The following is a 19,773-nucleotide window of genomic DNA, read 5'->3' as shown; positions in this document are numbered from 1 at the left end:
GCCGGAGAGGACCACGATGGTTGGCAAGAGGCATGCCTCGGAGGAGATTTCGGCCAAGCTGGCGCAAGCCAACGAACTTGCGGCCAAGGGGAAGACCCAGCGGGAAATATCGAAGGCGCTTGGCGTCAGCATCATGACCTACCACCGCTGGAAGAAGATGCCCGACTCGTCCGAGCCGGTTGGTGGCCGGCGCAGCGAAGCCGATGGCCGGCCGCTCGGTTCGGCCGACGCCAGCAGTGTAGACACAATCAAGCGGTTAGAGCTCGAGAACGCGCAATTGCGACGTCTTGTGACCGACATGCTGCTGGAAAAGCTGAAATACGAAGAGGAACTTCGGGCGCGCCAGGGAACGCGCTTGCGGCGCCCCGACAGCGGCTAGCGCCAGAACCGGCCTTTCGGGCCGTCCGTATGATCCCTACTCGTCTAGCGCAAGACCTCAGACAGCTGGCGTACCGCGGCTGGATGGCTCGATAGGAACGCCTCGTATGCGCGCCTCACGCCGTCCTCGAGCGAGGTCGTCGCGCGCCAGCCGAGCTTAGCGAGACGGCTGACGTCCAGCAATTTGCGCGGCGTGCCGTCGGGGCGCGAGGTGTCGAAACTGATCTCGCCGCCGTAGCCGACGATGGCGGCCACGACGCGCGCGAACTCGGCGATGGTGATATCCTCGCCGGTGCCGATGTTGACCAGCTCCGCGCTCGAATAGGTCTTCATCAGGTGCACGCAGGCATCCGCCATGTCGTCGACATAGAGGAACTCGCGCCGCGGCGTGCCGGTGCCCCACACGATGACGCTCTTTGCTCCCGATACCTTCGCCTCGTGGAAGCGGCGGATCAGGGCGGCGACGACGTGGCTCAATTCAGGGTGATAATTGTCGCCGGGCCCGTACAGATTGGTCGGCATCACGCTGATGAAGTCGCTGCCATACTGGCTGCGATAGGCCTCCGCCATCTTGATGCCGGCGATCTTGGCAATCGCGTAGGGCTCATTGGTCGGCTCCAGCGGGCCTGATAGCACCGAGTCCTCGCGCAGCGGCTGCGGCGCCAGCTTCGGATAGATGCAGGACGAGCCCAGAAACATCAGCTTCTCGGCGCCGTTGAGATGCGCGGCCTGGATCACGTTCGCGGCAATCGCGATGTTGTCGTAGATGAACTCGGCGCGCAGCGTGTTGTTGGCGACGATGCCGCCGACCTTGGCCGCGGCGAGGAAGATCACTTGCGGCCGCGTCCTGGCGAACCAGTCGAACACGGCGGCCTGGTTGCAGAGATCGACCTCGCGCCGGTCGACCGTGATGAGCCGCACGTCCTCCCGCGCCAGCCGGCGCACCAGCGCGGCTCCGGCCATGCCGCGATGGCCGGCGATATAGACGCTTTTGCCCCTCAGCTCAAACGGTGCGTTTGCCACTGGCCGCATCCCGTTTTGCCTCCGCCAGGTCGCTCGTCATCATCTCCTCGACGAGCTGGGCGAAGCTGCGCTTCGGCGTCCAGCCGAGCACCTCGCGCGCCTTGCTGGCGTCGCCGACGAGGAGATCGACCTCGGTCGGACGGAAATAGGTCGGATCGATCTTCACCACCGTCTTGCCGCTCGTCTCGTCGACTCCGGTCTCCTCGACGCCCTTGCCGCGCCATGCGATGCGGCGGCCGACATGCGCAAAGGACAGCTCGACCATCTCGCGCACCGAGCGCATCTCGCCGGTGGCGAGCACGAAGTCGTCGGGCTTGTCGGCCTGCAGGATCCTGTGCATGCCCTCGACATAGTCCCTGGCATGGCCCCAGTCGCGCTTGGCTTCGAGATTGCCGAGATAGAGCGTCTGTTCCAGCCCGACCTCGATACGGGCGACGCCGCGGGTGATCTTGCGGGTCACGAAGGTCTCGCCGCGGATCGGGCTCTCATGGTTGAACAGGATGCCGTTCGACGCGAACATGCCGTAGGCTTCGCGGTAGTTCACCGTGATCCAGTAGCCGTAGAGTTTTGCAACGCCGTAGGGCGAGCGCGGATAGAACGGCGTGGTCTCCTTCTGCGGTATCTCCTGCACCAGGCCGTAGAGCTCGGAGGTCGAGGCCTGGTAGAACCGCGTCTCCTTCTCCATGCCGAGGATGCGGATCGCTTCCAACAGGCGCAGCACGCCGATGGCGTCGGCGTTGGCGGTGTATTCCGGGCTCTCGAAGCTGACGGCGACATGGCTCTGGGCGGCGAGATTGTAGATCTCGGTCGGCCGGATCTGCTGCACCAGGCGGATCAAATTGGTCGAATCCGTCATGTCGCCGTAATGCATCAGGAACGGCACGTTGCCGACGTGCGGGTCCTGGTAGAGGTGATCGACGCGCGCGGTGTTGAACGAGGACGAGCGCCGCTTGATGCCGTGCACGACATAGCCGAGCGACAGCAAATATTCGGCGAGATAGGCGCCGTCCTGACCGGTCACGCCGGTGATGAGAGCGATCCGCTTGCTCATCCGAGCGCTCGCTCCCGCCGAAGCGGGGATCCGGCGTGGCGCCCTCCAAGCATCGATTCAACGGCACCTCTAGCTGCCACTTCTGTAGTATCCATTCTGATAAACACCCGGCTGCTCAAATTTTTCGAGAACCCTCAGATCGGCCTTGTTCAGCACCACGCCAAGCAGGCGATCGTGAAGGTCCGGCTCGGCTAGCAGATGGCGCCGCACCGCCTTGATCCTGGTGCTTCCCCATTCTACCACGAACACGAAGGAGTCGATCACCGGGACGATCGCACGCACGTCGACGACAGGTGCGATCGGCGGAAGGTCGACGATAACATAATCATAGCTTTCGCGCAGTCGATCAAGCAGGGTTCGAAATCCCTGCGATGCCAGCACCTCGTCGGAATGGACCGGAGCTTCGGTCAGCAGCAGAGGCAGCAGTGCCAGTCCCGTGGCGGCGTCTCGACCCGTGGCCTGTGCGAGATCGATCTTCCCGCTCAGCACCTCCAGCCATCCGGCTGACGGCCGTGGCGTGAGCGAGCGGGCAAGCGTAGGATTGCGAAGGTCCGCGTCGATCAGGATCACGCGTCGACCGGCATCGGCCAACAGCGACGCAAGGTTCGCGGCAACGGTGGATTTGCCTTCGCCCGCGACGGTCGAGGTGATGCCGATCAGCCTGTTCTCGCGGATGGTGGATTCCAGCCACGCTCTCATCTTGATTGCGCGAAACGCTTCGGTGAAGACCGAGATCGGATCGTCGACTGCGCGTCGCTTCAACGGATCGATGAATGCGTAATGGGGTGTATCCGCCGCCACGTTCTCCACGGTTTGCGGCGGCGGACCCAGTCGACCGGCCTCTGCATCGAATCCGGTCGCGATCGATCGCGGAGGTGATGGTGCACGAGGTGCCTGTCCAGCCGCGAGCGGAATCACCGACAGACAACGGACGCCCAATTCCTGTTCGGCCTGCGATCCCGTGCGGAAGACGCCGTCGACTGCCTCGCGCCAGGCTGCAATTCCAAAGCTCGCCATCAGGCCCATCGTGAGCGCGATGGCAAGGACGAATGACGCCACCGGCTTGCTCTTCTTCTTCGGCGCGACGGCTGGACTGATCACGCGTGCATCGGTGATCGGAAACGACTGCTGCTGTATCGCCTCCATATAACGCTGCAGGAAAGTGTCGTAGAGCGTGTGATATACCTTGGCCGAGCTTTCGAGCTCGGCCAATCCAAGCCGATCGCGGTTGGTGAGCTGGCCCTCGGATACCAGGCTGGCCAGCGACCGCTCCAAACTTTCTTCGCGCGTCTTGGCGATCTCGTAATCGCTCTTGTAGCTGCCAGCGATCCGTCCGAGCTCCCCGCGGATGTTTCGGCGCGTTTCCTCCATCTGGTCGCGCAGGTTGATCGCGGCCGTATGGTCCGCACCATATCTCGTCGAGATGTTGGCCTCGCGCGCAGACAGGTCGACATACTGATTGCGGAGCCGCGTAATGACCTCGTTTTTCAGGATATCTGCGACGGCGCCCTCGCTGACGTCCATTTTCCGGACTTGCTCGATCCGGTCGAGCCGGGCCTTGGCCTCGCTGGTGGCGCCGCGGGCGGCGGCGAGCTGGCTGTTCAGTTCGAACAGCTGTTGTTCGCCGATGAGCCGGCTCGCGCTGCCGGCCGATACGTTCGGTCCGCCGAGGTCGACAATGTTGTTCTTTTCCTTGAACTCCAGGACGGCGCGATCGGCTGTCGCCGCCTTCGACTTCAGCTCGTTGATCCGGTCCTGCAGCCAGGCGCCTGCGCGGGTGACTGTCTGGTATTTTGCGCCGAGCTGGTCGTCGATATAGGCCTCCGCGATCGCGTTGGTGACCTTGGCCGCGGTCTCGGGGCTACGCGACGTGTATGAGATGTTCAGCGCATAAGTCTTGTCGCCGCGCGTGATAGAGCGGTGGGCCAGAAACTCATCGAGCGCCCTCTGCTCGCGTTCTTCCACCGTGTTTGAGGTGACGTCCGGACGCGAGAACAGGCTCCAGCCACCGGCGAATTCCGGATCGTCGGCGAGCTTGAGGCTTCTTACAACGTCGAGTCCCAGCTTGCGCGAGGCGAGAATTTCGACCTGGGAGCCCACCTGAAGCGTGTCGAGCGGAATATCCCCCTGCGGCTGCAACTGGTTCTGCAGGACCCGCAGCGTGCTGCTGTCGATCAAAAGCGTAGCGGTCGCGGTGTATTGCGAGGGAGTGACCAGCAGATAGAGCAGGCCGATGGCTATGGCCACGGCAGGCACGATGAGAATGACCCGATACTGTCGCCGGGCCAGTCCGGACAGTTGGTCGATCAAGGCCGACATCGAGGACGAAGCTTCTTCCCGCCCACCGCTATAGTTGACGCGGGTTCTGTGCAACGGCATGTCCATCGTCGATCACATCCTCGGCGGGCGGGCGGTTGCTCGGAGCAAAAAGGCGCTGCCACGACCGCAGCGAAATTCCACCTGACCGGGGCATCTCACCCTGTCTGGTCCCAAGGGCAGCGGGAGAGGCATTGATCGTCGCATAACTCTACCAGCTAGGAGTATCTCGACTCATGGTCTTGCCATGACCGAGCCCGGCCCGCCGAGTTGTGACGCCAGCCCCCGTAACGTTGATGGCTTTCTCTAGCGAACAAATAATACACATTTGCAACAGTTTGATATGAACTGATGTAGGTGCGTCGTTCGATATGTTATGTGTTATCGCGGCGGACGACGCCGGATGTCACGCGCCGTCCTTTCGCGTCGGCGTGTCGAGGAAATGGCGCATCGGCCGGGGCGGGTGCCATTCCGTGATCTCGCAAAGTTCAGTGGCTTGCGGTCCAAGCCTCACGTCTTGCCGGGACGCTTCTCGACGCGCGGATCGACGCCATCGCGTTTCAAGATGACCTTGTATTCGCGGGCATGGTTGGGCGCGCCGCTCAACGTCAGTACGTCGCGGCGAACACCATTTGCGCGCCGTTTACCGTCAAGGTCAGTGAAGCGGAAGGCCACACCCGATCGCCGCTCCCGCCCATGACCAGATAGCCCCGCCGTCCGCATGAACGCCAGCTTGCAGGGATTTAACTTGGTTCGAATTGAGTGCCACTTTAACGTTCCATTCCACTGACCAGATGCCTCGGAAGAGAGTCGCGCCAACTTGCCGCTTTTTCGCCAGAGACGGCCGGGAACCAGACAGCATAAGATGCGGTAACTGCTTGAAACAAAAAGAGAATATGAGAAGTTGCGATGACCGGTGATAGCACGCGCAGCGCTCTGATTGGGTACCGGATCCGTGACGGCATTCGGTAAACTCGTCCGCACCACGGCATTCCGGCTGACGCTGGTCTACCTGTTCCTGTTTGCGATTTTCGCGGCCTCGCTGCTCGGCTATTTCGCCTGGAATACGCGGCGGCTGATCACCGAGGAAATCACGCAGACGGTCAATGCCGAGACCTCGGAGATCAACGAGATCTACGGCCGTCGCGGCCTGCGCGGCCTCGTGCTCGCGATCGAGTACCGGGCGCTGCGGCCGGGCGCCAACCTCTATCTCGTGACCACGCCGACCGGGCAGGCGATCGCCGGCAATGTCGGCTCGCTGGCGCCGGGCGTAATGGCGACGCGCGGTTGGTCGGAGACGGCCTACAAGCGGATCGAGGACGCCGACGAGCGCGACCATCGCGCGCTGGTGCGCGTCACCGAGCTCGAAAACGGTTTCCGCCTCCTGATCGGCCGCGACCTCGACGAGCGGCGGCGCCTGTTCGGGATCGTCGCCAAGGCCGCGCAATGGTCGATCCTGATCGTGGTCGTGCTGGGCCTCGGCGGCGGCATCTTCGTCGCGCGCCGCGTGCTCACGCGCATCGATGCGATGACCGGCACCGCGCAGCGCATCATGACCGGCGATCTCAGCGGGCGCCTGCCGGTGGGGCGCAGCGGCGACGAACTCGATCGTCTTGCGGAAAACCTCAATGCGATGCTGGAGCGGATCGAGGCGCTGATGGCGGGGCTGAAGGAAGTCTCCGACAACATCGCCCACGACCTCAAGACGCCACTGACGCGTCTGCGCAACCGCGCCGAGGAGGCGCTGGCGAAATCGGGCAGCGAGACCGATTACCGAGCGGCGCTGGAGCGGACCATCGAGGAATCCGACGGCTTGATCCGCACCTTCAATGCGCTGTTGATGATCGCGCGCGCCGAGTCCGGCCAGGCGCGTGGCAACATGGATGATTTCGACGCCGCCGAAGTCGCGGGCGGCATCCACGAGCTCTACGAGCCGCTGGCCGAGGACGATGGCATGACCTTGAAGGTCAAGGCCGAGCCGACGCCGGTTCACGCCAACCGCGAATTGATCAGCCAGGCGCTCGCCAACCTGGTCGAGAACGCGATCAAGTACGGCAAGCCGGTCGCGCAGACCGGTGGAACCGTGGTCAGCATGGACTCCAGGCAGATCATCATCGAGGCGAGGCGCGAGGGAGACCAGGTGCTGCTCAGCGTCACCGATCGTGGCCCTGGTATCCCCGAAGCCGACCGCAAGCATGTCGTCGAGCGATTCGTGCGGCTTGAAGCCAGCCGCACGCTGCCGGGCTCCGGCCTCGGTCTCAGCCTTGCCGCCGCGGTTGCGACGTTGCATGGCGGAGAATTGCGGCTGGGTGATGCCCAGCCTGGCCTCGTCGCCACGCTGGTGCTCCCGGCGCGCGCCGGCGACAGGGTTGCTCCGCCAATGCAGGATGTGCCACAGAAGGTGGCATGAACCACTCCGCGCCGGGAAACGCGGACAAGACTGGTGAGAGCCTCGCCGCGCGCTTTGCGGAGGCTCCCCATATTGCCGCTTCCACCACCGACGAACGACGTCTTGAAAGCTGGCTGGCCGAGCTCGAGCCGGCGCAATCGGCCCGTCTTGGCGTGTTGCTGGCTCATCCCTTCGCGCGGGATATTCTGGCCGGCATCGCAGAATTCTCGCCCTATTTGTTCGATCTGGTGCGCACTGACCCGCTGCGGCTGATCCGGTTGCTGGAATGCGATCCGGATGCGCATCTCGCCCTGCTGATCGCGGAGGCGAGGGACGCGGTGCTCGCGGCAGGCGACGAAGCCGAGGTGATGCGGCTGATTCGCAGGATGAAGGCCGAAGCGGCGCTTCTCACTGCGCTGTGCGATATCGGCGGCGTCTGGCCGGTGATGCGGGTGACGGCGGCGCTGACCGATGTCGCGGTATCCTCGGTGCAGGCGGCGCTCCAGTACCAGCTGCGGCAGGAAGCCGCACGTGGGAAGATCCTGCCGCCGAATCCCGAAGCTCCGGAAGAGGGCTGCGGCCTGATCGTGCTCGCGATGGGCAAGATGGGGGCGGGCGAGCTGAACTATTCCAGCGACATCGACCTCATCGTGTTCTTCGATCCCGATGCCACGACGCTCGCACCCGACATCGAGCCGCAGCCGTTCTTCGTGCGGGTGACGCAGGGCGTGGCGCGCATTCTCCAGCAGCGTACCTATGACGGCTACGTCTTCCGCGTCGACCTGCGCCTGCGTCCCGATCCGTCCTCGACGCAAGTGGCGATTTCGCGAGACGCCGCGCTGAACTATTACGAGCGGGAAGGGCGCACCTGGGAGCGTGCTGCGATGATCAAGGCGCGTGCCTGCGCCGGCGATGCCAAAGCGGGCGAGGCGCTGCTCGCCGAAATCGCGCCGTTCGTCTGGCGCAAGCATCTCGACTTCGCCGCGCTTGCCGACGTCCACGACATGAAGCGTCAGATGCAGACCTATCGCGGCCAGAGCGAGATCGCGGTCGAGGGGCACAACGTCAAGGTCGGGCGTGGCGGCATTCGCGAGATCGAATTTTTCGCGCAGACGCAGCAGCTGATCGCCGGCGGTCGCCATCCGGAGTTGCGGGTGCGGCCGACGCTCGCTGCGCTCGATATTCTCGCCACCAGCAACTGGATCACCTTTGCCGCGCGTGACGAGCTGACCATTGCGTATGAATTCCTGCGCCGCGTCGAGCACCGCCTCCAGATGATCGCCGACGAGCAGACCCATGCGTTGCCCGACGACAAGGAGGCGGTCGAGCGCTTTGCGCGCTTCTTTGGCTATCCGGATCGCGAAGCCTTTGCGCGCGACCTGTTGCGGCAGCTCCAGATCGTGCAGGGACATTACGAAAAGCTGTTCGAGGGCGATGACCCGACCGGCACGGCAAAGCTGCCGGCGCTCGACTACAGCGCAGGTCCTGACGATCCGCGCCTGCTGCAATATTTGACGACGCTCGGCTTCAAGAAGCCGGCCGCGCTCGCGCAGACCATACGCGACTGGATCACAGGCGACTACCGCGTGTTCCGCAACGACCAGACGCGAAGCGCTTTCGTCGAATTCGTGCCGGCCCTGATCGACGGCCTCGCGCGGGCCGAGGAGCCGGATCGCGCCGTCGTGGCGTTCGATCAGTTCCTCCAGGCACTCCAGCTTGGCGGGCGGCTGATCACGCTGCTCGGCCAGAACCGCGATCTCGTCGCGCTCGTGGCGCTGGTGCTCGGCGCGGCGCCGCGGCTCGGCGAGATGCTGGCGCGGAAGCCGCAGCTCATGGACGGCCTGATCGATCCCAGATTCTTCGGCGCGATGCCGGACAAGCAGGAATTGTCGGCGCGATTGGCCGCGACGGTGCGCGACGCCGACTCCTATGAGGAATTTCTCGACCGTCTCCGCTTGTTCGGGCAGGAGAGCCTGTTCCTGATCGGCACGCGCATTCTCTCCGGTACTGTCTCGGCGCAGCAGGCCAGCACGGCTTTCGCCGATGTCGCCGAAGGCATCGTCCACACCGTGCACGATCTTGTCGCCGAACGCTTCGCCGCCCAACACGGACGTATCAAGGATCAGGAGACCGCGATCATCGCGATGGGCCGGCTCGGCAGCCGCGAGATGACGGCATCGTCCGATCTCGACCTGATCCTGCTGTACGATTTCGACAGCGACAATCCGGACTCCGACGGGGCCAAATCGCTTCAGGGCGCCCACTACTTCGCGCGCTTCACCCAGCGCCTGATCAGTGCCTTCACCACACGCACCAATTACGGTGTGCTGTACGAGATCGACATGCGGCTGCGCCCGTCGGGACGCGCCGGTCCGGTGGCGTCGAGCCTCGTCTCATTCGCGGACTACCAGGCCAACGAGGCCTGGACCTGGGAGCACATGGCCCTGACCCGCGCCCGCGTGGTATCGGCCTCGGATGAATTCCGTGAGCGGATCGAGCGTATCATCCGCGATGTCCTGACCCGCCGCCGCGATCGGGCGACCATTGCCAACGACGTCGCCGACATGCGGCGCGCCATCGCGCAGGAGAAGGGCGAGAGCGACCATTGGGATCTCAAATACGCTGCAGGCGGCATGGTCGATATCGACTTCATCGCGCAATATCTCCAGCTCGTGCACGCCCATGACAAGCCTGAAATTCTCGACGTCAGCACCCTTCAGGTTCTGGACAACGCCGCCAAGCTCAACGTGCTCCCGCAATCGGAGGCGGAGATCCTTCGCGCGGCGGCGCGGCTCTATCACGACCTGACGCAGATCCTGCGGCTCTGCGTCAGCGACGGCTTCAAGCCCGAGACCGCCGGCACCGACCTTCAGCGCGTGATGGCGCGCGCCGGCGATGCGCCCGACTTCTCGTCGCTGGAGGCGCGCGTGAAGGAAACGCAGAGCGAGGTGAGGCGCGTATTTACGGCGCTGCTGGAAGGGACGTCGTCTGCTTCAGCGAGGTGAGAGCCTCGCGCACGTTCGGCTCCAGGCCTGCGCCGCCCGCGTCGAGATGGGCGAAGATCGCGCGCTTCATCCGGGGATCCCAGAACTTCTTGATGTGGTCGGCGATCCCCGGCACGGCCTTGTCGTGGCCCTGGCTCTTGAAGAAGGTACCGATCTGGTTGGCCATGTAGACGAGGCGGTCAGGCGACGACATCGATAATCTCCTGAGCACGATGAGCCGTAACGCGACTCTGGTGCGTGAATACTTCAAACCCATCGCTGCGGGCAATCGCGATCAACGTGATGCCGGCGGCTTCCGCGGTGCGAACCGCGAGCGCGGTGGGCGCCGAGACGGCGACCAGCACCGGGGCGCCGATTGCGGCCGTCTTCTGCACCATCTCGACCGAGACACGGCTCGTCAGCAGCACCATGCCCACGCTAGCGTCCGTCCGGCTGCGCGCCAGCGAACCTGCGAGCTTGTCTAGCGCGTTATGGCGGCCGACGTCCTCGCGCAGGGCCACAATGCCATTCGATGGCGACCAGAAGGCCGCGGCGTGGACCGCGCGCGTCTGCATGTTGATCGATTGCAGGGGCGCGATCGCCTGTATCGCCGTCATGATCTGTTGCGGCGTGAAGCTGGACCCTGGTGGGACGACGGCCGCAGGCCGCACGGCCTCGGCGATTGAATCGATGCCGCAAATGCCGCAGCCGGTCGGGCCGGCAATGTGCCGCCGCCGCTCGCTGATGCGCGCGGCATCTTCCGACGCCAGCCACATGCGCAGCTCGATGCCGTCGTCGAGGCGGACCACTTCGAGCGACTTGATGTCGTCGACCGACCTGATGATGCCTTCGTCCAGGCTGAAGCCGACCGCAAAATCCTCGAGGTTCTGCGGCGTCCCCATCATGACGGCATAGCTGCCGCCGTTATAGGTCAGCGCCAGCGGCGTCTCCTCCGGGATCAGGCGCGTGCCTTCGGACGCGGCACCGTCGCGCCAGATCTCGCGGTCGATGGCCTGGACCGGCACGTGCATGCCGTTACTCCGCGGCCTCGGCCGGCGCGATGCGGCGGGAGTGCTGCGCCTGCGCGTCATAGGCCTTCTGCCAGTCGGACGGGCCGTTCGACGGCGAGATCTGCACCGCCGTGACCTTGTATTCGGGGCAGTTGGTGGCCCAATCCGAATAGTCGGTGGTGATGACGTTGGCCTGCGTGTCCGGGTGATGGAAGGTGGTGTAGACGACGCCCGGTGAGACGCGGTCGGTGATCTCCGCGCGCAGCGTGGTTTCGCCCGCACGGCTCGCGAGCCGCACCCAGTCGCCGTCGCGTACACCGCGCTGCTCGGCGTCGTGCGGATGAATCTCGAGCCGGTCCTCGGCATGCCAGACCACGTTCTCGGTGCGCCTTGTCTGCGCGCCGACATTGTACTGGCTGAGGATGCGGCCCGTGGTGAGCAGCAGCGGGAAGCGGGGGCCGGTACGCTCGTCGGTCGCGACATATTCCGTGACGATGAACTTGCCCTTGCCGCGGACGAAGCCGCCGATATGCATCACCGGGGTGCCCTCCGGCGCCTTCTCGTTGCAGGGCCATTGCACCGAGCCGAGTTCGTCGAGCTTGGCGTAGGAGACGCCGGTAAACGTCGGCGTCAGTGCCGCGATCTCGTCCATGATCTCGGACGGATGGCTGTAGTTCATCTCGAAGCCCATGGCTTTGGCGAGGGCGATGGTGACCTCCCAGTCGGCCATGCCGTTCTTCGGTGACATCACCTTCCGGACGCGCTGGATGCGGCGCTCGGCATTGGTGAAGGTGCCGTCCTTCTCGAGGAAGCTCGAGCCGGGCAGGAAGACATGGGCGTAGTTTGCGGTCTCGTTCAGGAAGAGGTCGTGAACGATGACGCATTCCATCGACGACAGCGCCGCCACCACGTGCTTGGTGTTGGGATCGGACTGGAGGATGTCCTCGCCCTGCACGTAGATGCCCATGAACGTGCCTTCGATTGCGGCATCGAACATGTTGGGAATGCGCAGGCCCGGCTCCGGGTTGAGCTTGACGTTCCAGAGCGCTTCGAACTGGTCGCGCACGGCGTCGCCCGAGATGTGGCGATAGCCGGGCAGCTCGTGCGGGAACGAGCCCATGTCGCAAGAGCCCTGCACGTTGTTCTGGCCGCGCAGCGGGTTCACGCCGACGCCGGGGCGGCCGATATTGCCGGTCGCCATCGCGAGGTTGGCGATCGCGATCACGGTGGTCGAGCCCTGGCTGTGCTCGGTGACGCCGAGGCCGTAATAGATCGCGCCATTGCCGCCAGTGGCGTAGATGCGCGCGGCTTCACGCAACACCTGCGGATCGACGCCGGTGAGGATCGCGGTGGCTTCCGGGCTGTGTTTCGGCTGGGCGACGAAGGCGGCCCATTCCTCGAACTCGGCCCAGTCGCAGCGCTCGCGCACGAAGGCTTCGTTGGCGAGGCCCTCCGTGACGATGACATGCGCCAGCGCGGTCACGACCGCAACGTTGGTGCCGGGCATCAGCGGCAGGTGCAGCGCCTTCACGTGCGGTGATTCCACCATTTCGGTCCGGCGCGGATCGATTACGATCAGCTTTGCGCCCTGGCGCAGCCGCTTCTTCAGGCGCGACGCGAACACCGGGTGAGCGGAGGCGGGATTTGCACCAATGATGACCGCGACGTCGGTGTCCTCGACCGAGTCGAAGTCCTGCGTGCCGGCCGACGTGCCGAAGGTCTGCGACAGGCCATAGCCGGTCGGCGAGTGGCAGACGCGGGCGCAGGTGTCGACATTGTTGTTGCCGAAGCCGCCGCGGATCAGCTTCTGCACCAGATAGGTTTCTTCGTTGGTGCAGCGGGACGAGGTGATGCCGCCGATGGCGTCACGGCCGTATTTCTTCTGGATGCCGCGCATCTTGGCAGCGGCAAACGAGAACGCCTCATCCCAGGACACTTCGCGCCAGGGATCCTCGATCCGCTCGCGGATCATCGGGTTGAGGATACGCTCCTTGTGGTTGGTGTAGCCCCAGGCGAAGCGGCCCTTGACGCAGGAATGGCCGCGATTGGCCTTGCCGTCCTTGTACGGCACCATGCGCACGACTTCCTCGCCGCGCATCTCGGCCTTGAAGGCGCAGCCGACGCCGCAATAAGCGCAGGTGGTGACGACGGAGTGCTCGGGCTGGCCGATCTCGATCACCGACTTTTCCGTCAGCGTCGCGGTCGGGCAAGCCTGCACGCAGGCGCCGCAGGAGACGCATTCGGAGCCGAGGAAGCTCTCGCTCATGCCGGGCGAAACGCGGCTGTCGAAGCCGCGGCCAGAGATGGTCAGTGCGAAGGTGCCTTGCACTTCCTCGCAGGCGCGGACGCAGCGCGAGCAGACGATGCACTTGGAGGGATCGTAGGTGAAGTAAGGATTGGACTCGTCCTTCGGCATCCAGGCGGCGTTGATCTCGCCATGGGATTTTGCGAAGACGTGGTTCTCGCCCTCGTAGCCGTAGCGCACGTCGCGGAGGCCCACGGCGCCGGCCATGTCCTGCAATTCGCAATCGCCGTTGGCGCCGCAGGTGAGACAGTCAAGCGGATGGTCGGAGATGTAGAGCTCCATCACGCCCTTGCGCAGCTTCTTCAGCCGTTCGCTCTGGGTGTGCACGACGAGGCCGTTCATCACGGGCGTGGTGCAGGAGGCCGGCGTGCCGGCGCGGCCCTCGATCTCGACGACGCAGAGACGGCAGGAGCCGAACGCGTCGACCATGTCGGTCGCGCAGAGCTTTGGGATCTGGTGGCCCGCGTCCATCGCGGCCCGCATGATCGAGGTGCCCTCGGGCACCGTGACCTGGTTCCCGTCGATGGTCAGCGTCACCATCGTCGTCGATTTGGAGCGCGGTGTGCCGTAGTCGATTTCTTCGATCAGAGACATCGTCGTTCTCCTATTCCGCGGCCTGAAGCGTGGTCGGGGCCGGGATGAAATCTTCCCGGAAATGCTTCAATGCACTGAGCACGGGGTAGGGCGTGAAGCCCCCGAGTGCGCAGAGCGAGCCGAATTTCATGGTGTTGCAGAGGTCTTCGACGAGCGCGAGATTTTCGCTCACGCGCTCGCCGCGGATGATCTTTTCGATGGTCTCGACGCCACGGGTCGAGCCGATCCGGCAGGGCGTGCACTTGCCGCAGGATTCGATGGCGCAGAATTCCATGGCGAAGCGCGCCTGCCTGCGCATGTCGACGCTGTCGTCGAACACGACGATGCCGCCATGGCCGATCAGGCCGTCGCGTGCGGCGAAGGCTTCGTAGTCGAACGGGGTGTCGAACAGCGCGCGCGGGAAATAGGCGCCGAGCGGGCCGCCGACTTGCACCGCGCGGACCGGGCGGCCCGTGAACGTGCCACCGCCGATGTCGTCGACGAGCTCGCCAAGCGTCACGCCGAACGCGGTCTCGAACAGCCCGCCATGGCGGATGTTGCCGGCGAGCTGGATCGGCATCGTGCCGCGCGAGCGGCCCATGCCGAAATCGGCATAGGCCTTGGCGCCCTCGGCGAGAATGAAGGGGATCGCGGCGAACGACAGCACGTTGTTGATGACGGTCGGCTTGCCGAACAGGCCGTGATGCGCGGGCAGCGGCGGCTTGGCGCGCACCAGGCCGCGGCGGCCTTCGAGACTTTCCAGCAGCGAGGTCTCTTCGCCGCAAACGTAAGCGCCGGCGCCGACCCGCACTTCGAGATCGAAGCTGTAGGTGGAGCCGCCGATCTTGTCGCCGAGATAGCCGCCGCGCTTTGCTGCCTTGATGGCCGCGTTCATCGCTTCGACTGCGTGCGGGTATTCGCTGCGGATGTAGATGTAGCCCTTGGTCGCGCCGACGGTGATGCCGGCGGTCGTCATGCCCTCGATCACCAGGAAGGGGTCGCCTTCCATGATCATGCGGTCGGCGAAGGTGCCGCTGTCGCCTTCGTCGGCGTTGCAGACGATGAATTTGCGGTCGGCCTTCGCTTGCGCGACGGTCTTCCACTTGATGCCGGTCGGGAAGCCCGCACCGCCGCGGCCACGCAGGCCGGATGCGGTGACCTCGGCGAGGATCGCATCCGAGCCGAGCGACAGCGCGCGCTCGAGGCCCTTATAGCCGTCATGGGCGCGGTAGTCGTCGAGCGAGCGCGGATCGATCACGCCGCAGCGGGCGAAGGTGAGGCGGGTCTGGCGCTTCAGCCAGGGGATCTCCTCGGTTGCGCCCAGCCGCAGCAGATGCGGCGTGTTGCTGGCGAGGGCATCGAGCAGGGAGGGCACATCGGCCTCGGTGACCGGGCCGAACGCGATCCGGCCCTGCGGCGTCGCGACCTCGACCAGCGGCTCCAGCCAGTACATGCCGCGCGAGCCAGTCCTGACGATCTCGACTGCAACGCCGCGCTTGGCCGCATCCTGCTCCAGCGCCAGCGCAACCTCGTCGGCGCCAACCGCAATCGCACCCGCGTCGCGGGAGACGAATAGACGCATGCTCATCGCTGTGCCTCCGCGACCAGTGCATCGAGGCGCTTCTCATCGAGCCGGCCAATGAGGCGGCCGTCGAGCATGGCGGACGGTGCGGTCGCGCACAGCCCGAGGCAGTAGATCGGCTCCAGCGTGACGCGATCATCGGCGGTGGTCTTGCCGAGGGGCACGCCAAGCTTCGCTTCGGCGCGCGCGGCGAGAGCATCGCCCCCCGCAGCCTGACAGGCTTCCGCGCGACAAAGCTTCAGCACATGGCGGCCGGCGGGTTTGTGCCTGAAATCATGGTAGAATGTGAACACGCCATGCACCTCGGCGCGCGACAGATTCAACGCCTGCGCCACCATGGGAATCGCCGCCTCCGGCACATAGCCGAACGCCTCCTGAAGGGCGTGCAGGATGACCAGCGTCGCGCCCTCTTGCTTCGCATGTTCGGCGATGATCTCGGCGCCGCGCGTCTCGTCCCAAGGCTCGTAAACCGCTGTCATTCTTTGTTCTCAGATTGAGCGTCCCTTGATCGCAAACTATTTGGAATCGTTCGAAGATCAATAAAGCTGTCTCATGCTGCGATTGCGAATTCCGATCGATTTGGAAGTGCAATCGGACGATACGGAAATGCAATTAATCGCGTTCCGCTTGCCGGTTTTTCCGTGTTGGTAATGACCCGCCGTGCTAGCTTGCATGCCACGATGGCATCCGAGGGGACGACCGGTTGATCGACAAGCTTGAACTGCTGCTGGCGCTGGCGAAGGAGCGGCATTTCGGACGCGCTGCAGAAGTCTGCGGCGTGACGCAACCGACGATGTCGACCGGGCTCAAGCAGCTCGAGGAGATCCTTGGCGTGATGCTGGTGCAGCGCGGCTCCCGCTTCCAGGGTTTTACCCCCGAGGGCGAGCGGGCGCTGGATTGGGCGCGGCGGATCGTGGGCGATGCCCGCGCCATGCGTGACGAGATCAACGGGCTGAAGCATCAGCTCTCCGGCGAAATCCGCATCGCGGCGATCCCGACCGTGCTCGGCATGGTCGCCCAGCTGACGACGCCGTTCCGCGCCAAGCATCCCGAGGTGCGCTTCCGCATCCAGTCCACCACCTCATCCGAGGTGCTGGGGCTGCTCGAAAATCTCGAGGTCGATGCGGGGCTGACCTATATCGAGAACGAGCCGATCGGCAAGGTGCGCACCATTCCGCTCTACAACGAGAGCTATCGTCTGCTGACCGCGCCGGACGGAATGTTCGGCGATCGCGAGACGGTGACGTGGAAGGAGGTCGGCCAGGTGCCGCTGTGCCTGCTGACGCCCGACATGCAGAACCGCCGCATCATCGATCGCGCGCTCCGCTCGGTCGGCGCGGAGGCGACGCCGACCCTGACCTCGAACTCGCTGCTCGTGCTGTTCACGCATGTGAAGACGGGGCGCTGGGCGAGCGTGATGCCGGCCAAGCTTGCCGAGACGCTCGGCCTGTCCGATACGGTGCGCTCGATCCCGATCACCGATCCTGATGTCAATTACAGCATCGGCATGGTGATCCCGCAGCGCGATCCGATGACGCCGCTGATCGCGGCGCTGGTCAACGTCGCGCGCGAAGTCGCGCCGTCGCTGCAGCTGTAGGGGCCAGAGCGGGAGGGCCCGAGCAAGCGCCTCGTCCTTCGAGATGCCCGCTTCGCGGGCTCCTCAGGATGAGGCTCCGTTGTATCGGCGTTCGTTGAAACAGCTGCCGCGTACTCCGCCCTCATCCTGAGGGCCCGCCGGAGGCGGGCGTCTCGAAGGATGGCCGCAGGCGAGCTTCCCGCCATGCTCTAGGCCGCAGCCGACATCCCGGACGCCGCCTTGATCGCATCGCGCGGCAGGGTCACGCGGACGACGGTGCCCACGTCGATCTTCGAGCGGAGCCGCATCGAGCCGCCGTGGAGCTGCGCCAGCGAGCGCGCGATCGCAAGTCCAAGTCCGGAGCCGTGATAGGTCTTGGTGAGCTGGCTTTCGACCTGCTCGAAGGGGCGGCCGAGCCGTGCCAGCGAATGCGGCGCGATCCCGATGCCGGTGTCGGCGATCAACAGCACGATCTTGTCGTCGAGCTGCCGGCTGCGCACCACGATGCGTCCGCCGTCGGGCGTGAACTTCACCGCATTGGAGAGCAGGTTGACGATGATCTGCTTGGTCGCGCGGCGGTCGGCAACGACCGAGATCGATTTCTCGATCCCGGCGTCGAGCGTCAGATGCTTGTCCTGCGCGCGGCCGGAGACGACACGGAGGGACTCCGCGAGCGTCTGTCCGAGGTCGAGCTCTTCCATGTCGAGCTTCATGCGGCCGGCTTCGATCTTGGACATGTCGAGGATGTCGTTGATGACTTCGAGCAGGTAATGGCCGCTGGTCAGGATGTCCTGGCAGTATTCCTGGTACTTCTCCGAGCCGAGCTCGCCGAACATGCCCGAGCCCATGATCTCGGAGAAGCCGATGATGGCGTTGAGCGGCGTGCGCAGCTCGTGGCTCATATTGGCGAGGAATTTCGACTTGGTCTGGTTGGCTTCCTCGGCGCGGGTCTTCTCGCGCTGATACTTCTCGGCGAGGTCGGCGAGCTCGTTGGTCTGGCGCTCCAGCGCGGCCTGGGAGCGCTTCAGGTCGATGACGGTGGCGCGCAGGCGCAGATCGTTGTCGACCAGCTTCTGCTCGTGCTCCTTGATGCGGGTGATGTCGGTGCCGACCGAGACGTAGCCGCCGTCCTTGGTGCGGCGCTCGCTGATGTGCAGCCAGCTGCCGTCGTCGAGCTGCGCCTCGAAGGTGCGTGCGCCCGGACCCTGGCTGGCCGTCTCGTTGTGGCGGGTGCGCACCTCCGGCATGCGGCCGACTTCGAGCACGGTCTCGTAGGAGGTGCCGGGGATGACGGCGCTGTCGGGCAGCTTGTGCAGGCGCTGGAAGTGCGAGTTGCAGAGCACGAGGCGGTCGCTCGCGTCCCACAGCACGAAGGCCTCCGGAATGGTCTCGATGGCGTCGCGCAGGCGGAGGTCGGCTTCGACGGTGCGTTCAGCGAGGCTCTTCTGCTCGGTGATGTCGACGGCGATCCCGATCAGGTGCACGCTGGAATCGGTCGCCCCGTGCGTCTTCTCGCAGCGGACGCGGAGCCAGATCCAGTGACCGTCGACGTGCTGCATGCGGAAGGTCTGGTCGATATGGTCGATCTTCCCGGAGATGAGCTGGTCGGCGATCTCGAACAGGTCGATGTCGTCGGACTTCACCAGCGCGTTGACCTCGCCGAAGGTGAGGAGCTCGTTGCGACCGTCGAGGCCGAGCATCGAAAACATCGACTGCGACCAGAAGATCCGGCCGCGCGACAGATCCCAGTCCCACAGGCCGCAGCGGCCGCGGTTGAGCGCGGTGTCGATGCGGCCGCGCACGGCGTCGTTGATGAGGTCGCCCTCGCGGGCGCGCGTCGACTGCCAGTGGAAGGCGAAGCCGAGGATCAGGACGACGAAGCCGGTGGTCGCCGACAGCGTCACCGAGAGCGCGGCGTCCGAGCCCCAGATCGGCTCGTTGCGCTCCTGGATCACGGTGACGAGGCCCGGCAGCGACTTGATCTGCCGCGAGGTCGCCATCGCGGCGTTGCCGTTCGGCAGCGTCATGTCGGAGACGTTGTTGTCGCGCGGCGGCGCCGCGACCAGTTGCGCCGTGGTGATCGCATCGAGCAGGCGGTCGTTGCCTGAGGGGTCGCGGTCGATCGGAATGCGGGCGAGGATGCGGCGATCGACGCCGGCCGAGGTGACGACGACGTGGCGGCCGGAGGCCGTGCCCCAGGACGGGATGAGATCGGGCAGCAGCGTCGGCAGGTTCTCGATGTTCTTGAGCCGCTCCTGCCGCGACGAGGTCAGGCGATCGATCCGCTCAGCGAGCAGGTCGGCCAGCGCCGAGATGTCGTGGCGGAGCACCTGCCGCTTCTGGCGCGTCTGATCGACGACCTGCACGAACGCGCCGAGACAGATCGTGACCAGGAAGGCGATGATCAGCGTCGGCACGGCGCGGCGCAGCGCCGGCTCCGCGATCAGGAGCCGATGATAGGCAGGTTTCGCGATCGATTGCGCCAATCCCTTGATTGAATCGGATTGGACGCGCACGTTCGCGGCGTCTGCACGCGACATGCCTTCTGCCCCCTGGAAAACCTGCTTGCAACTTGAGTTCGGAAGC

The 19,773-nt window shown here is 65.0% G+C and carries 14 protein-coding genes; 4 read left to right on the top strand and 10 right to left on the bottom strand.

The annotated features are described in order from the left end of the window. The first annotated feature begins 16 nt into the window (after positions 1 to 16). Entirely contained in the window at positions 17 to 379 is a 363-nt protein-coding gene (locus tag ACVJ5M_RS34470; RefSeq protein WP_071915570.1) for a helix-turn-helix domain-containing protein, read from the top strand. Positions 380 to 423: 44 nt separating this feature from the next. Here ACVJ5M_RS34470 and fcl read toward each other — a convergent pair whose 3' ends face one another. The 4 genes from fcl to ACVJ5M_RS34450 form a co-directional block, all read right to left on the bottom strand. Then, positions 424 to 1,410, bottom strand: coding sequence for a GDP-L-fucose synthase (gene fcl / locus ACVJ5M_RS34465; protein WP_283018562.1), 987 nt, complete (start codon positions 1,408 to 1,410; stop codon positions 424 to 426). After that, positions 1,382 to 2,452, bottom strand: coding sequence for a GDP-mannose 4,6-dehydratase (gene gmd, locus ACVJ5M_RS34460; RefSeq protein WP_231144472.1), 1,071 nt, complete (start codon positions 2,450 to 2,452; stop codon positions 1,382 to 1,384). The genes fcl and gmd overlap by 29 nt, the downstream gene beginning before the upstream one ends. Before the next feature lie 69 nt (positions 2,453 to 2,521). Further along, complete coding sequence (locus ACVJ5M_RS34455) at positions 2,522 to 4,831, bottom strand: polysaccharide biosynthesis tyrosine autokinase (RefSeq protein ID WP_225048739.1); 2,310 nt, start codon at positions 4,829 to 4,831, stop codon at positions 2,522 to 2,524. 447 nt (positions 4,832 to 5,278) lie between these two features. Further along, positions 5,279 to 5,443, bottom strand: coding sequence for a hypothetical protein (locus tag ACVJ5M_RS34450; RefSeq protein WP_231144474.1), 165 nt, complete (start codon positions 5,441 to 5,443; stop codon positions 5,279 to 5,281). Positions 5,444 to 5,723: 280 nt separating this feature from the next. Here ACVJ5M_RS34450 and ACVJ5M_RS34445 point away from each other — a divergent pair, with 280 nt between their 5' ends. Together ACVJ5M_RS34445 and ACVJ5M_RS34440 are read left to right on the top strand one after the other, a co-directional pair. Continuing rightward, positions 5,724 to 7,178, top strand: coding sequence for a sensor histidine kinase (locus ACVJ5M_RS34445; protein WP_063984542.1), 1,455 nt, complete (start codon positions 5,724 to 5,726; stop codon positions 7,176 to 7,178). Beyond that, entirely contained in the window at positions 7,175 to 10,162 is a 2,988-nt protein-coding gene (locus ACVJ5M_RS34440; protein WP_354099359.1) for a bifunctional [glutamine synthetase] adenylyltransferase/[glutamine synthetase]-adenylyl-L-tyrosine phosphorylase, read from the top strand. Before ACVJ5M_RS34445 ends, ACVJ5M_RS34440 begins: the two co-directional genes overlap by 4 nt. On the opposite strand, the gene ACVJ5M_RS34435 is transcribed toward ACVJ5M_RS34440, so the two are convergent. The 5 genes from ACVJ5M_RS34435 to ACVJ5M_RS34415 are packed head-to-tail and all read right to left on the bottom strand — an operon-like array spanning position 10,119 to position 16,090. Continuing rightward, on the bottom strand, positions 10,119 to 10,355 hold the full coding sequence (locus tag ACVJ5M_RS34435) for a formate dehydrogenase subunit delta (protein WP_028151503.1): 237 nt from the start codon (positions 10,353 to 10,355) through the stop codon (positions 10,119 to 10,121). The genes ACVJ5M_RS34440 and ACVJ5M_RS34435 overlap by 44 nt on opposite strands. Next, positions 10,342 to 11,172 carry a formate dehydrogenase accessory sulfurtransferase FdhD gene (gene fdhD, locus ACVJ5M_RS34430; protein WP_063984540.1) on the bottom strand — a complete coding sequence of 277 codons (831 nt, stop codon included), beginning with the start codon at positions 11,170 to 11,172 and terminating at the stop codon, positions 10,342 to 10,344. The genes ACVJ5M_RS34435 and fdhD overlap by 14 nt, the downstream gene beginning before the upstream one ends. Before the next feature lie 4 nt (positions 11,173 to 11,176). Then, positions 11,177 to 14,050, bottom strand: coding sequence for a formate dehydrogenase subunit alpha (gene fdhF / locus ACVJ5M_RS34425; protein WP_063984539.1), 2,874 nt, complete (start codon positions 14,048 to 14,050; stop codon positions 11,177 to 11,179). A 10-nt stretch (positions 14,051 to 14,060) separates the two neighbouring features. After that, positions 14,061 to 15,617, bottom strand: a complete 1,557-nt coding sequence (locus ACVJ5M_RS34420) for a formate dehydrogenase beta subunit (protein WP_063984538.1) — start codon at positions 15,615 to 15,617, stop codon at positions 14,061 to 14,063. Next, positions 15,614 to 16,090 carry a formate dehydrogenase subunit gamma gene (locus ACVJ5M_RS34415; protein WP_014496685.1) on the bottom strand — a complete coding sequence of 159 codons (477 nt, stop codon included), beginning with the start codon at positions 16,088 to 16,090 and terminating at the stop codon, positions 15,614 to 15,616. The genes ACVJ5M_RS34420 and ACVJ5M_RS34415 overlap by 4 nt, the downstream gene beginning before the upstream one ends. Before the next feature lie 224 nt (positions 16,091 to 16,314). Here ACVJ5M_RS34415 and ACVJ5M_RS34410 point away from each other — a divergent pair, with 224 nt between their 5' ends. Further along, positions 16,315 to 17,208 (top strand): LysR family transcriptional regulator, encoded by an 894-nt coding sequence (locus ACVJ5M_RS34410; RefSeq protein ID WP_014496684.1) that lies wholly within the window; start codon positions 16,315 to 16,317, stop codon positions 17,206 to 17,208. Positions 17,209 to 17,396: 188 nt separating this feature from the next. Here the strand turns inward: ACVJ5M_RS34410 and ACVJ5M_RS34405 are convergent, their stop codons facing one another. After that, entirely contained in the window at positions 17,397 to 19,727 is a 2,331-nt protein-coding gene (locus tag ACVJ5M_RS34405; protein ID WP_063984537.1) for a PAS domain-containing sensor histidine kinase, read from the bottom strand. Between the last annotated feature and the right edge of the window lie 46 nt (positions 19,728 to 19,773).

This window comes from Bradyrhizobium sp. S3.7.6, assembly GCF_054061875.1.
This window is presented reverse-complemented; position numbering and strand designations above follow the sequence as displayed.

Bases quoted from the DNA above. Each gene is read 5' to 3' on its own strand.
- ACVJ5M_RS34470 (WP_071915570.1), top strand. From the start codon at position 17: ATGGTTGGCAAGAGGCATGCCTCGGAGGAGATTTCGGCCAAGCTGGCG.
- fcl (WP_283018562.1), bottom strand. From the start codon at position 1,410: ATGCGGCCAGTGGCAAACGCACCGTTTGAGCTGAGGGGCAAAAGCGTC.
- gmd (WP_231144472.1), bottom strand. From the start codon at position 2,452: ATGAGCAAGCGGATCGCTCTCATCACCGGCGTGACCGGTCAGGACGGC.
- ACVJ5M_RS34455 (WP_225048739.1), bottom strand. From the start codon at position 4,831: ATGCCGTTGCACAGAACCCGCGTCAACTATAGCGGTGGGCGGGAAGAA.
- ACVJ5M_RS34440 (WP_354099359.1), top strand. From the start codon at position 7,175: ATGAACCACTCCGCGCCGGGAAACGCGGACAAGACTGGTGAGAGCCTC.
- ACVJ5M_RS34435 (WP_028151503.1), bottom strand. From the start codon at position 10,355: ATGTCGTCGCCTGACCGCCTCGTCTACATGGCCAACCAGATCGGTACC.
- fdhD (WP_063984540.1), bottom strand. From the start codon at position 11,172: ATGCACGTGCCGGTCCAGGCCATCGACCGCGAGATCTGGCGCGACGGT.
- fdhF (WP_063984539.1), bottom strand. From the start codon at position 14,050: ATGTCTCTGATCGAAGAAATCGACTACGGCACACCGCGCTCCAAATCG.
- ACVJ5M_RS34420 (WP_063984538.1), bottom strand. From the start codon at position 15,617: ATGAGCATGCGTCTATTCGTCTCCCGCGACGCGGGTGCGATTGCGGTT.
- ACVJ5M_RS34415 (WP_014496685.1), bottom strand. From the start codon at position 16,090: ATGACAGCGGTTTACGAGCCTTGGGACGAGACGCGCGGCGCCGAGATC.
- ACVJ5M_RS34405 (WP_063984537.1), bottom strand. From the start codon at position 19,727: ATGTCGCGTGCAGACGCCGCGAACGTGCGCGTCCAATCCGATTCAATC.